This is a genomic window from Lysinibacillus xylanilyticus, assembly GCF_001708185.1.
In the GTDB taxonomy this organism is placed as follows: domain Bacteria; phylum Bacillota; class Bacilli; order Bacillales_A; family Planococcaceae; genus Lysinibacillus; species Lysinibacillus xylanilyticus_A.
In genome coordinates this window covers 249,508-262,431 of the sequence record NZ_MDDN01000001.1, presented here as the reverse complement: position 1 = coordinate 262,431, position 12,924 = coordinate 249,508, and the positions used below count along the sequence as shown (strand labels likewise).

General features: G+C 37.8%; 12 protein-coding genes and 2 pseudogenes. 13 read left to right on the top strand and 1 reads right to left on the bottom strand.

What is annotated here, in order from left to right; translation table 11 throughout:
- Positions 1-283: 283 nt before the first annotated feature.
- Entirely contained in the window at positions 284-895 is a 612-nt protein-coding gene (locus BFJ97_RS01315; RefSeq protein WP_068982851.1) for a hypothetical protein, read from the bottom strand.
- A 186-nt stretch (positions 896-1,081) separates the two neighbouring features.
- On the opposite strand from BFJ97_RS01315, the gene BFJ97_RS01310 reads away from it, so the two are divergent.
- From BFJ97_RS01310 to aroH, 13 genes and pseudogenes are all read left to right on the top strand, one after another.
- Positions 1,082-1,651, top strand: a complete 570-nt coding sequence (locus tag BFJ97_RS01310) for a recombinase family protein (RefSeq protein WP_068982850.1) — start codon at positions 1,082-1,084, stop codon at positions 1,649-1,651.
- Positions 1,652-2,122: 471 nt separating this feature from the next.
- Complete coding sequence (locus BFJ97_RS01305) at positions 2,123-2,911, top strand: DUF2971 domain-containing protein (RefSeq protein WP_068982849.1); 789 nt, start codon at positions 2,123-2,125, stop codon at positions 2,909-2,911.
- Between the two features lie 368 nt (positions 2,912-3,279).
- Positions 3,280-4,014, top strand: coding sequence for a hypothetical protein (locus BFJ97_RS01300; protein ID WP_068982848.1), 735 nt, complete (start codon positions 3,280-3,282; stop codon positions 4,012-4,014).
- A gap of 200 nt (positions 4,015-4,214) precedes the next feature.
- Positions 4,215-4,283, top strand: a pseudogene (locus tag BFJ97_RS25595) (SHOCT domain-containing protein); the annotation flags it as partial.
- Positions 4,284-4,439: 156 nt separating this feature from the next.
- Positions 4,440-4,595 (top strand): annotated as a pseudogene (locus tag BFJ97_RS01295) (nucleoside-diphosphate kinase); the annotation flags it as partial.
- A 281-nt stretch (positions 4,596-4,876) separates the two neighbouring features.
- Entirely contained in the window at positions 4,877-6,025 is a 1,149-nt protein-coding gene (locus tag BFJ97_RS01290) for a thiolase family protein (protein WP_068982846.1), read from the top strand.
- Positions 6,026-6,040: 15 nt separating this feature from the next.
- On the top strand, positions 6,041-6,802 hold the full coding sequence (locus BFJ97_RS01285; protein WP_068982845.1) for a 3-hydroxyacyl-CoA dehydrogenase: 762 nt from the start codon (positions 6,041-6,043) through the stop codon (positions 6,800-6,802).
- Positions 6,803-7,046: 244 nt separating this feature from the next.
- On the top strand, positions 7,047-8,672 hold the full coding sequence (locus tag BFJ97_RS01280; protein WP_068982844.1) for a long-chain fatty acid--CoA ligase: 1,626 nt from the start codon (positions 7,047-7,049) through the stop codon (positions 8,670-8,672).
- A gap of 148 nt (positions 8,673-8,820) precedes the next feature.
- Positions 8,821-9,060, top strand: coding sequence for a hypothetical protein (locus tag BFJ97_RS01275; RefSeq protein ID WP_368072731.1), 240 nt, complete (start codon positions 8,821-8,823; stop codon positions 9,058-9,060).
- Positions 9,061-9,144: 84 nt separating this feature from the next.
- The gene (locus BFJ97_RS01270) at positions 9,145-9,915 is read left to right on the top strand and encodes a CheR family methyltransferase (protein WP_068982842.1); all 771 of its coding nucleotides are present in this window, start codon (positions 9,145-9,147) and stop codon (positions 9,913-9,915) included.
- A 350-nt stretch (positions 9,916-10,265) separates the two neighbouring features.
- Complete coding sequence (gene aroC / locus BFJ97_RS01265) at positions 10,266-11,447, top strand: chorismate synthase (protein ID WP_068982841.1); 1,182 nt, start codon at positions 10,266-10,268, stop codon at positions 11,445-11,447.
- A gap of 3 nt (positions 11,448-11,450) precedes the next feature.
- The gene (gene aroB, locus BFJ97_RS01260; RefSeq protein ID WP_068982840.1) at positions 11,451-12,542 is read left to right on the top strand and encodes a 3-dehydroquinate synthase; all 1,092 of its coding nucleotides are present in this window, start codon (positions 11,451-11,453) and stop codon (positions 12,540-12,542) included.
- The gene (aroH, locus tag BFJ97_RS01255; protein ID WP_068982839.1) at positions 12,539-12,907 is read left to right on the top strand and encodes a chorismate mutase; all 369 of its coding nucleotides are present in this window, start codon (positions 12,539-12,541) and stop codon (positions 12,905-12,907) included. Before aroB ends, aroH begins: the two co-directional genes overlap by 4 nt.
- The last annotated feature ends 17 nt before the right edge of the window (positions 12,908-12,924 follow it).

The window sequence follows — 12,924 nt, the reverse complement described above, 5'->3', positions numbered from 1 at the left end:
ACAAACTCTATTGGTAACGATTTCAATGACCATTACGAAGCTACAAAAGAATCTAAATGATGAGGAGAGGCAACTAAAGGCAATTTGTTATGGAGCATAGTGAGCCTTTAGCTGATATGTAATTGGGAAGTTGCGAAGAGCTTATGAGGTGTTTAGCAAATAAGGGTCGGTGTTTATTCGGTAAACAGCTCTCAATGCAATCGAGATGAACGACTATAGATATTTTCGATTCTCGATGCGTGTGAAAGCACTTGTAAGAATTGTAAAATTAGTTAAAAGTTGTTCAGATATTTCCTCGTTCATGTGGTGGACTTGTATTATTGTCACTCTCCAATATGTTTTTAGAGTCATTTTCTTCTAAAGATGTATCTGCCTTTAAATCAATTAGTTCTGCTTTTAGTTTTAGTGATTCTGCGTAAGAATCTGCTAAGTCTTCATAAAGTGATTCAAGTTTTCTATTATTGTATAAGCTAACATTTAATATAGTTAATCCAATAGCAACTAAAGACAAAGAGGTGCTTAAAACTTCGAGTTTGTCTACAGATACATTTAATTTAATGTATGGTGCTATGATAAGTGACAAAATAGCTATTAAAAGACAAAAGAATTTACAAACTTTCCATCTGTTTTGGATGCGAGTGCAATCCTTATAAGCTATAACTTTTTTCGGGTTGTATGCATAATTGTCTATGAAATGCTGACAAAAGTCACCAAGTACAAAAAAAATACCTGATATAGTTAGTCCGATTATAGTCATTTGACTTAATGTTACTATATCGAAGGAATGGATAATTCCTAGAATGACAAAAGATAATCCAATAAAACTTAGTTGATAATGAGCTTCCTTTACCTCGAATGTAAAGAATATTTTAAATAGCTGATGTTTGAGATTCATTGATAGATGCCTCCTTTAATTACAGTAATTATATACAAATATGGATGTTTTGTAATTTGTAATTTATATCGTTTTAGGTGTCGTAACTTTTTAAGTATTGACACCGAAAGTCCGATGCTGTAACATCAAGGTATCAAACGGTGTCATAATTAAGTGTCGCAAGTGAACGTGAGAAGAGGAACTGAAATGACAGTATATGGATATGCTCGTGTATCAACAGTTGGACAAGACCTAGAAGCGCAGATTCAAGCATTAGAAAAAGAAGGAGCAACAAAAATATATCAAGAGAAGTTTACAGGTACTAAAACTGATAGACCACAACTCAATGAGCTTTTAGAGGTGCTACAGGAAGGCGATACACTAATGGTTACTAAGTTAGACCGTATTGCTCGTTCAGCTTCACAAGGAAGTGATTTGGTCAAAGGACTAATAGAAAAGGGGGTTAGAGTGAATATCCTTAATATGGGTATCATGGATAACAGACCAACTTCAAAACTAATTCGTACTGTTTTCTTTGCTTTTGCAGAGTTCGAGCGTGACATGATTGTTGAGCGTACACAGGAAGGTAAAGCAATAGCAAAGCAGAACCCCAACTATCGTGAAGGTCGTAAGCCTACATACACAAAGGCACAGCTTGACCATGCTATGAAAATGAAAGAAACTCATTCATTCTCGCAGGTTGAAGAAGCAACAGGAATTAGCATGAGTACCTTAAAACGTGAAGCAAAGAAACGCAAAGCACAGGAATCACAGTAGTTACCTAAACGTATCCTTCGGGATTTATCCCTTGATTTATATGATTTTAACCCGCTTCGTTTGTTGCTATCGTGAAGCCGTAAAATCATCGTTTTATTTTGAGTGCGAGTACAGAGTGATAGATGGCTTGCTAGAGGGGGATTGCAGGCTATCTCGCTCTCTCTCTAGAGGTCGAGTTGATACATTGGTCAGTGATGGTCAGAAGCGTGTAAGATGGACGATTGGAACGCTACAGAGTGTGGGAATAGAGGGGGGTATTTTCCGATAATTTAATGATGGCGAATGATGAATCGGGGCTACCTACTACACGCACACCAAAAGGAAAATGAAGTGACACGAGGGAAGGTATAACTGTAATGACTAAGAGCAACAAGACCTTTGAGGTGTTATGGGCTATGTTTTTATTATGTAAAAATTGGATTATCATGTAACATATTATTGTGAATTGATTTTTTTAGAGGAGGTAGCATTATGTCTGATTATATTTATCATTACACAAGTCTTGAATCCTTAGCCTTGATTTTAAAAAACCGAACGTTTAGATTATCAAGTTTAGCCAATATGGATGATTTAGAGGAAGGAGAAACATCAGATATAGGTAAGTTTGGAAGATATACATACGTAAGTAGTTGGACTGCTGAAAGCGAAGAATCTATTCCTTTATGGAACTTATATACACCTAATATGGCGGGTGTAAGGATTCGTATGAAACGGAATATATTCGATACGGAAATTAAGGAGAAAGATGAAAATATTCAAAAGGAAGATATTGAATATTCTAAGGGATTATTAGAATTACAAAATCAAAACAATGTAATATTTATGCCATATAAAGCAGAACTTATAGAAGTGACATACACAAACGATAGAAGTCTACTATATCCTCAAGCAACAAACTCGGTAGAAAATGGCGATAATTTGAGTTTTTCCGTAAATAGAAGTGGGATAGGGAAATTTAAAAGGAAAGTATGGGAATTTCAAAAAGAATTAAGGTATCGAATACATTCACTTCCGTTTTCAATGAGAGAATTAGAGAGCTTTCAATTAGAAAATAAAATTAAGGATTTAGTTCACGAATGGATATATGTTCGAAAAAATTTAGCATATGTAGATTTACATATAGCTAGAGAAGCCTTTGAGGATATGGAGATACTTTGTGGTCCTAAGACGTCATATGCTCAAATTACAATAATTGAGGATTTAGTTGAAAAGTATAATCCTGAAGCCACAATCCAAAAGAGTTCACTACTTATTCGGTAACTTTAAAATCATTATTTTATACAGAGCTGTCGACACACGGTTAATATTACTATGCAATATCAAAAAAGTATTATATACTACATTACCATAAAATTGTAAAATAAAAGCAACTCACCGCCTTAACTAATTAGGAGGTGTTAGCATGGTACATAAAGCTGTAAAGGTAAGACCATATAAGCGTTTCCGCAAGGGACGTTTAGAATATGTTCGAGAGCATTACCGCTCGTATCCAACACGCTAGCCAAGTGAAACTTCTGAGTTAGGGTCAACTCTCCATAAGTTAACTTTGGCGGTGAGCCACTAATGAATAAAGACTGAGAGAGCTGAAATAGGCTCTCTTCTTAATTATGTTAAAGTAGGTGGAGATGATGGCAACAGCACAGTTGTACTTATATCAAAAGTTGCGTGAAAGATTTCAAAAACCTTATGATTATTACATCGATGTTTACTTTAATAAAGTTGCTTTAGTTTTTAATAACTTGGAAGAAGAATCTAATGAGATGGCACAAAGTCATTATGAAGAGTTAGGACAGTATTTTGACCCTGATAGACATGATGAAGCTGATTTTGCAGATTCTGCATTTGAAAAAGGCTTGGAATATTATGAAGCTGTTTCTTTAGTTAAGTATAATAGTCAGTTGATGTGGATTTCTACAATGTATCAGTTTTGGGAACAACAAGTGAGGAAGTTCTTATATGATGAAATTACACATTCAGGAGTAACGCTATGTAATGAGAAAGGTCAAGAAATTGATTTTAAAAATTATTGTACACGTGGGATAAATGCTATTAAAGAAGAGTTTGCAGATTTTGGACAAGACCTAGAGAAAATGACGAGATGGTCAGATATAAATGAATTGAGATTGTTAGCCAATGTTATTAAACATGGTGATGGTGGTTCTGCAACAGAATTAGAAGAGCTGAGACCTGATTTCTTTAAATCTGAAATAACTGAGAATAACTTATTAAAAGTTTATAGAACAGTGCTAAATGAGCAAGTATTGAACGTTAGTGATTCAGATTTCATTAAGTATAAGGAAGCGTTACAGAGTTTTTGGGATGAGCTTCCTGAACGACTTTATTGTGAGATACATGAAATATGAGGTAAGAAAAGCGTTCCAAAGAGCATACAGAGCAAGCTCAAGTGTTAAGGGAGCAATAGTATAAGAGTAGCAAAGCGGGGTAAACTAAGGATTTATCTCGTTTTTTATTTTGAGATGAGTGGGAGCTAAAGGTGCAATAGGAAGATGTGTTACTTCCTATTTTAATAAAACACTCTTTAAGAGCTTAAGGAGCTTTTCGATTAAAAGAAGCTGGGATATTGACGGAAGAAGAATTTAATAAGCAAAAAGAAAAAATATTAAATAAATAGAAAAAAAGATGTGAATAATCGCTCTTTTGTTATCGTTGAAATACTTGTTGAAATGGCTGAAATTGTGTATAGTTTGGAGTTAAGAAGGTAAAAAAACTTAGTTCTAATTTAGTTTTTTTCGTTTTACTCGCAGAACTCTTGATGTTAGTGATTTCAGAGACAATAGTTAAAGTCTCTTTTCTTGGTAGCTACCCAGGTACAATCCGTGGTGACTATGCAACAACTGTTTCTCACAACATCATCCACGGTTCTGACTCTCTTGCTTCTGCAGAGCGCGAAATTGGCTTATTCTTCGGTGAAGATTTAGCTTAATTAGCAAATAGATTAAGCAATCTCAATTTACTTTGAGATTGCTTTTTTTTTTATGCTCTGGTTTATGAGATGAACGGCTAATATACACGCGGTGGATGGACGACTAACTAGAAAATAGCAACATGCTAGTCTATTAAAATTGTTAATATCTTCTTATTCATGTAAAATAAATGCTATAATATTCTGATAATTATATCAGTATATATTTCATCGCGCCCAAATAGACTTTATCGTGATGGATGATAGGGAATGAGAATCAATGGAGCAAAGGGGTTTTAATTATGAGAGAAGTGGTAATCGTAGCGGCTGTTCGTACAGCAGTTGGCAGGAGTAAAGGGGCGTTAAGCAATGTTCGTGCTGACGATTTAGCTGCTGATGTGCTGCAAGAGGTTGTCCATCGAGCTGGGATTGGAAAGGAACAAGTGGAGGATGTAATTTTTGGCTGTGTGACGCAAACAGCTGAGCAGGGAGCAAATATAGCCCGTACAGCATTGTTAATGGCAGGTTTTCCAGAGACTGTCCCAGGTGTGACAATTGATCGTCAATGTGGTTCAAGTCAGCAGGCTGTACATTTTGCAGCACAGGCCATTTTAGCAGGCGATATGGACATTGTCATAGCTGGTGGGGTTGAAAGCATGACGAGGGTACCAATGGGTTCTAACATGAAGGGTTCTCATGCAGGTAAACGCTTGCAAGATAACTATACAATTATACATCAAGGGTTATCCGCCGAGAAAATAGCGGAAAAATGGAGCTTGTCGAAGGAACAGCTAAATAATTATGCTTACAATAGTCATAGACGAGCATTAGCTGCTATTGAGGCGGGGCGTTTTGAAAAGGAAATATTGCCTGTTCACGTTACACAAGAAGACGGCTCAGTTACCACGTTTTCTGTTGACGAGGGACCTCGGGCAGAAACGACAGTTGATAAATTAAATGGACTAAAAACTGTCTTCCAGGAAGATGGGGTAATAACAGCTGGAAACGCAAGTCAAATGAGTGATGGTGCCTCTGCTGTAGTTGTTATGTCTTTAGAAAAGGCACAGGAGCTTGGTATACGACCGCTTGCTAAAATTGTTACTAGAGTGGTCGTTGGCTCAGATCCGATGTTAATGTTAACGGGTCCAATTGAGGCAACTAGACAAGCATTAGAACGGTCAGGTCTTACGATTGAAGAAATTGATACGTATGAAGTGAACGAAGCTTTTGCACCTGTACCACTTGTTTGGTTGCATGAAACTGGTGCAGATCCAAATAAATTAAATCCAGATGGTGGAGCAATTGCTTTAGGGCATCCATTAGGAGCGTCGGGTACAAAATTGTTAACAACGATGCTGTATCGGATGGAGCGAGAAAATTTACGCTACGGTTTACTTGCTATATGTGAAGGTATGGGGATGGCGAATGCCACTATTATTGAAAAAATGTAAAAGGGGTTGTGTTTAATGAATGAAGTAATAGCAGTTGTAACAGGGGGAGCATCTGGTTTGGGAGAGGCGACTGTTCGTAAAATTGTTGCAGAGGGTGGCAAAGCAATAATTTTTGATCTAAATGACGAGCGAGGACATGCATTAGTTGAGGAGTTAGGGGAGAATGTCCAGTACGCACGTGTTGATGTCACAAAAGAAGCTGATGTAGCGGCAGGGCTAGAGCAAGCAGTGGCGAAATTTGGGTCCATTAACGTCACAGTGAATTGTGCGGGAATTGCTGATGCAAAAAAAGTACTTTCAAAGCGTGGTGTACATGCACTTGGATTATTTGAAAAGGTCATTTCTGTAAATTTAATTGGCACTTTCAATGTTATTCGCCTTGCAGCTGAGAAAATGCAACATAATGAGCCAAATGAGGATGGTCAGCGTGGCGTTATTATTAATACTGCATCTGTGGCAGCATTTGATGGGCAAATAGGACAAGCGGCATATAGTGCCTCAAAAGGTGGTGTGGCAGCGATGACCTTGCCAATTGCTAGAGAGCTTGCTGAAATTGGTGTACGTGTTATGACTATTGCTCCAGGAATAGTAGAAACACCAATGTTTGCATCGTTACCAGAGCCAGCAAGAATTGCGCTTGCCCAAATGACTCCGTTCCCTAAACGACTTGGGAAACCATCTGAATATGCGCTATTGGTCGAAAGTATTATCCAAAACGGTTTATTAAATGGTGAAGTCATTCGTTTAGACGGCGCAATCCGAATGCAGCCAAAATAGGGGATATCCAGAAGGGCGCAACTCCTACTAAAAAGCAAGACCTTGCACAAAGCTTAGTGGATGAACGAACGCAAAAACCATCTTCTTGTGATTACCTTCATGGTGCTCGAATGTAGAAAGGTGTTTGCGGATAGTGAGAAAAAAGATTAGGTTCTTCAACATATTTTGTTTCGTATATTTTGTTGGTATCAGTAGTCCGACTTGGGAGATTTAAGAAAATTTAAGAACAAAGGGGAACGTTATTATGCATATGATGGATACACCTTTATTATTAACTAGTTTTTTGGATCGAGCAGAACGATTTTTCCATGCGAAAAAAATATATTCGCGGACAAGCCCTACAACAATTCACGAGATTACTTATAAAGAATATGTAAAACGGACTCGTAAATTAGCAGATGCCCTTACAAAGCTGGGGATGGAGCGAGGTATGAAGGTGGGTACTTTTGCTTGGAACCATCATCGCCATTTAGAAGCATATTTTGCAGTTCCGTGCGCAGGAGCTGTATTGCATATGATTAATATTCGATTATCGCCTGAGCATATTGCTTATGTCATTAATCATGCCGAAGATGAAATATTGTTAATTGACGATAATTTAGTTCCTCTTATAGCACCAATCGTCTCACAGCTTAAATCAGTAAAGCATTTTATCGTAATGGGAGATGATATCGTGATAGAAAACATTCCATTACCGAATGCTCTTTCTTATGAGGCATTACTTGCAGCGGCAAATGATGATTTTAAATTTCCAGAGGATCTAGATGAAAATACACCTGCTGGAATGTGCTACACAAGTGCGACTACAGGAATGCCAAAGGGTGTAGTGTATACTCATCGTAGTATTGTCCTTCATAGTATGGTAGCGGGACTCTCCGAGGGTGTTGGTATAAGCGAGGCAGATGTAGTACTACCTGTCGTACCAATGTTCCATGCGAATGCGTGGGGGTTTCCGTTTGCTGGTGTATTATTTGGTGCTACACAGGTGCTACCAGGACCAATGTTTACACCACAGTTACTACTGGATTTATTTGAAACATATAAGGTCACGTTGACTGCAGGAGTACCTACGATTTGGCTTGGTGTATTACAGGAGCAACGCAAAAATCCTCGTGATTTGTCTTCAATACGGTTGATTGTATGTGGTGGTTCCGCCTCACCGCTCGGTCTAGTGCGTGGCTTTGAGGAGGAGCTTAAGATTCCATACATGACGGGCTTTGGTATGACCGAGACATCGCCACTTGTTAGCGTATCGACGTATTTAACACATATGCAAGATTATACAAACGATGAGAAAATGGATGTTCGTATTACACAGGGGCTAACGGTGCCACTCATTGAAACACGGGTGGTCAATGAAAATGGTGAAGTACCTTGGGATGGCAAAACAATGGGAGAACTAACAATTAAGGGCCCGTGGATTGCTGGAGAATACTACAACGATGAGCGAACTACAGAAGCCTTCAAAGATGGCTGGCTCTACACGGGAGATATTGCGGTAATGACAGAAGATGGTTATATAAAAATAACAGATCGTACAAAGGATTTAATTAAAAGCGGTGGAGAATGGATTTCTTCAGTGGAACTTGAAAATGCTTTGATGTCACATCCTAAAGTGTTTGAGGCCGCAGTTATAGCAATTCCGCATGAAAAATGGATTGAACGACCTCTTGCATGTGTTGTACCAAAACCTGAATTTAAGGATTCTATTACGAAATCAGAGCTATTAGATGATTTACGATCACAATTCCATAAAACATGGATTCCTGATGATGTTGTGTTTTTAGATGAGGTACCGAAAACCTCTGTAGGAAAATTCATGAAGATAAAATTGAGAGAAGAGCTAAAGGATTATCGAGTTGAGGTTTAGACTGAATCTTTGAAGGTGGTGACTAACTACCTTCATTTTTTATGTGTGAATTTCAAAGAGAATATTATAGTTAAATTAATGCAAGAATGAATAGAAAAATGAAACTATTTTTTCCATTTTGCCGTATAATCATTAGTAATGAAAGGAAGTGGACGTATTGGAAATTGCAACGATTGCAATTTTGGGAGGCGTATTAATTGCATTAGCAGGTATTTTTACTGATGCAAACACAAGAAAGCAAAAAATTAAATTAAAGGCTATCGAAAAGGAAGTAGAGCTAGAAAAGCTCAGACTAGAATCATACACGATGGAAACCGAAAAGATGCGCTTAGAATTAGAACATTCGAAAGTTTTACTATTAGAGGAAAAACACAAGTCAACTAAGTAACTTAGTTTACATGTGAAAGACTATTTCAGGAATGGCACTTTTCCGCTATAATGGAAATATGACGCTAGAGGGGAAGAAGACCGTATGTCTGATTATGAACAATTTATAGATGGTATAAAGCGCAAAACAGGAATAGATTTAGCTTTATATAAAGAAGCGCAAATGAAAAGACGATTAACATCTCTCTACGAGAAAAAGGGTTATCGTAATTTTGTAGACTTTCTAAAGGCACTTGAACAAGATCGTGACTTAATGAATGAGTTTTTAGACCGTATGACGATCAATGTTTCCGAATTTTATCGAAATGGTAAGCGTTGGGAAGTGTTGCAGAAAAAAATATTTCCGAAATTATTGCAATCTAATAAGCGTTTAAAAATTTGGAGTGCTGCTTGTTCAACTGGTGAAGAACCTTATTCTTTAGTTATGGTGTTATCTCAATTAGTACCATTATCTCAAATTCAAATAATTGCTACTGATTTAGATGAGAATGTAATCCAAAAAGCGAAACTTGGTGTCTATCCAGAGCGTTCCTTAGCAGAAGTGCCAAATGAAATAAAAGCGAAGTATTTTGAGCAAGAAGGTTCTTTCTATAGAGTCAAGGATGAAATTAAACGCTGTGTGACGTTTAAGAAACATAATTTACTGAAAGATCAATACGATTCTAATTATGATTTAATTGTTTGTCGCAATGTTATGATTTACTTTACTGAAGAGGCAAAGGATCAGATTTATACGAATTTTAGTAAATCATTGCGTAAGGATGGGATTTTATTTGTTGGATCAACAGAGCAAATCTTTAATCCATCTCGTTACGAGTTTGAAGTAGAGGATACATTCTTCTATAGACGAAAATAATTAATAATATAAGAAAAGCAATCGTACAGTAGACAACGCGAATGTCATGTACATATTTTAAGGTTTAGATATAGATAATCGTACGCTTTTCGCTTGTTATAAGCAAAAAGCGTATTTTTATTAAAATCAAATAAACCTTTTTAAATGCTTCTATCTACTAGTGATAAAAGTTTTTTTACCCGAATCGTTCAGAATATTCGCATTTAAGATTGAGAGTTGCTAGAACAATTAGAAATTTGCGAACATTTAAAGCGATACTTTAATGACATTTGCAAAAGGACTGTTTTTTTAGAGAATATATGTTATAGTGAAAAATACATACTTTAGCGAGTTGAAGGGAGAAAGCGTTTATGCGTTACTTAACAGCGGGAGAGTCACACGGACCCCAACTAACAACAATTATTGAGGGCTTACCATCACTATTACCAATTACAGCAGAAAAAATTAACCACGATTTAAAACGTCGCCAAGGAGGACATGGACGCGGTCGTCGGATGCAAATCGAAACGGATACAGTGGAAATAGTTGCTGGTGTTCGTCACGGACAGACACTTGGTTCTCCCGTAGCACTCGTAGTCACAAATGATGACTGGAAGCACTGGACAAAAATTATGGGAGCAGAGCCATTGGCAGAAGATGTGAATCCTGATGATATCAAACGCCAAATTTCACGTCCACGTCCAGGGCATGCGGATTTAGTAGGTGGCATGAAATACGGACACCGTGATTTGCGCAATGTGTTAGAGCGTTCTTCAGCACGTGAGACAACTGTTCGAGTAGCAGTAGGTTCTGTTGCAAAGGCACTATTAAATGAATTAGGTATTTCCATTGTGTCACATGTAACAGAAATCGTTGGTATTAAGGCAGATTCTTCCTTAGTAGAAGGGAAATCTGCAGATGAAATTCGTGCCATTGTTGAAGCAGACCCTTGCTATTGTGTTGACCCAGAGGCTTCTGCAAAAATGGTAGCAGCGATTGATGAAACGAAAAAAGCGGGAGACTCAATTGGTGGCGTTGTTGAAGTGATCGTTGAAGGAATGCCAGCTGGAGTTGGTTCATATGTTCATTATGATCGTAAGCTAGATTCAAAACTAGCAGCTGCAATGCTATCTATCAATGCGTTTAAAGGTGTTGAATTTGGAATTGGATTTGAAATGGCACGTCGTAAAGGCTCTGAAGTACATGATGAAATCATTTGGTCAGAGGAAGAAGGCTACACTCGTGCAACAAATCGACTGGGTGGTTTAGAAGGTGGCATGTCTACAGGAATGCCTATTGTCGTACGTGGTGTGATGAAACCAATCCCTACGTTATATAAACCGTTACAAAGTGTTGATATTGAAACGAAAGAACCATTTAAAGCTAGTGTAGAGCGCTCGGATAGCTGTGCAGTACCGGCAGCATCAGTAGTTGCAGAGCATGTTATTGCCTGGGAAATAGCGAATGCAATATTGGAACAATTCCATAGTGATCAATTACCTCAACTAAAAGCTCAAATCGACGAACAGCGTCGTTATACAAAGGGGTTCTAATTTATGCGAGTACCAGTAGCGACGAAATCACATCAATATGAGGTTGTCCTTGGGCATAAATTTTTAACGGAAGCAGTAAAAGCATTTGACGATCAGCTACAAAAAGCCGATAAACTCATTGTTTTTACGGATGCTAATGTATGGGTGGCACAAGGTGATTATTTCAAGGCGAATTTCCCTTATGATTTTGAGGTGTTTGTTTTACCAGGTGGTGAGGCATGTAAAACCTTCGAACAATACAATGCGGCCCAAACATTTTTACTTGAACAAAAATGCTCACGTAAATCATTTATTTTTGCATTCGGTGGAGGTGCTGTAGGTGATTTAACAGGCTTTGTTGCTGCCACTTACATGCGTGGGGTACCGTTTATTCAAATCCCAACGACGATTTTAGCACATGACTCGGCGGTAGGCGGTAAAACAGCTATTAATCATCCACTAGGCAAGAATATGATTGGTGCGTTTTATCAACCTGAAGGCGTAATATATGATACCGTATTTATCGAAAGCTTACCTGAGCGCGAGGTACGTTCGGGAACAGCAGAAGTGATAAAACATGCGATGATTTCTAATGCAGCATGGTTAGAGGAATTAATGGCTGAAGAGACAGTTATTCATTTCAGCACAGAAGAATTAGCAAAGCAACTTAAAAAAGGTATAGAAGTGAAGGCGCAAATTGTAGCAGAGGATGAAACCGAGCAATCCGTGCGAAAATTTTTAAACTTAGGCCATACTTATGGGCATGCAATTGAAGCGGCTGCTGGTTATGGAAAAGTAGCGCATGGAGAGGCTGTCATGATTGGGCTCGTATATTGCTTATTATTAAGTGAACGATACGGTGAGTTAACTCGTAATTTCACTACAGCGTTTTTACAATTTGCATTAAAAAATGGCTATCCTTTTGGAGCAGTGAAAGAGTATTCTTTTGAACAGTTAACAGAGTATCTAATGAAAGATAAAAAAGCAGAGTATGGTATTTTACAATTTGTGTTATTGGAAAAAATCGGTAAACCTTTTGTGCGACCAATTGATCTAGCGGAGTGCAAAGAAGTAGATGCCGAATTCCGACAGCTATTAGCGGAGGTGCTTGTATGATTCGTGGACTTAGAGGAGCAATTACAATTGAATCTGACAAGGCAGAGCTTGTATGGGATGAGACAGCAAGGTTAGTGCGTGAAGTGGTAGCAGCAAATAATGTAGAGGTAGATGATATTGCTTCCATACTTATATCCACAACACCTGATATTACGTCAGCATTTCCAGCACGTGCAGTTCGATTAATGGACGGGTGGCAATATGTACCTGTTATGTGTACGCATGAAATGGACGTGCCAAACGCATTGCCACTTTGCATTCGTATATTAATACATGCGAATGTGGAAGTAGCACAAAAAGATGTAAAGCACTTGTATCTTAATGATGCAGTGAAATTAAGACCAGATTTAGCCCAAGCTAAATAATTAGAGGAGATGTTTGA

Bases quoted from the DNA above. Each gene is read 5' to 3' on its own strand.
- aroC (WP_068982841.1), top strand. From the start codon at position 10,266: ATGCGTTACTTAACAGCGGGAGAGTCACACGGACCCCAACTAACAACA.
- BFJ97_RS01310 (WP_068982850.1), top strand. From the start codon at position 1,082: ATGACAGTATATGGATATGCTCGTGTATCAACAGTTGGACAAGACCTA.
- BFJ97_RS01305 (WP_068982849.1), top strand. From the start codon at position 2,123: ATGTCTGATTATATTTATCATTACACAAGTCTTGAATCCTTAGCCTTG.
- aroH (WP_068982839.1), top strand. From the start codon at position 12,539: ATGATTCGTGGACTTAGAGGAGCAATTACAATTGAATCTGACAAGGCA.
- BFJ97_RS01300 (WP_068982848.1), top strand. From the start codon at position 3,280: ATGGCAACAGCACAGTTGTACTTATATCAAAAGTTGCGTGAAAGATTT.
- BFJ97_RS01280 (WP_068982844.1), top strand. From the start codon at position 7,047: ATGCATATGATGGATACACCTTTATTATTAACTAGTTTTTTGGATCGA.
- aroB (WP_068982840.1), top strand. From the start codon at position 11,451: ATGCGAGTACCAGTAGCGACGAAATCACATCAATATGAGGTTGTCCTT.
- BFJ97_RS01315 (WP_068982851.1), bottom strand. From the start codon at position 895: ATGAATCTCAAACATCAGCTATTTAAAATATTCTTTACATTCGAGGTA.
- BFJ97_RS01270 (WP_068982842.1), top strand. From the start codon at position 9,145: ATGTCTGATTATGAACAATTTATAGATGGTATAAAGCGCAAAACAGGA.
- BFJ97_RS01290 (WP_068982846.1), top strand. From the start codon at position 4,877: ATGAGAGAAGTGGTAATCGTAGCGGCTGTTCGTACAGCAGTTGGCAGG.
- BFJ97_RS01285 (WP_068982845.1), top strand. From the start codon at position 6,041: ATGAATGAAGTAATAGCAGTTGTAACAGGGGGAGCATCTGGTTTGGGA.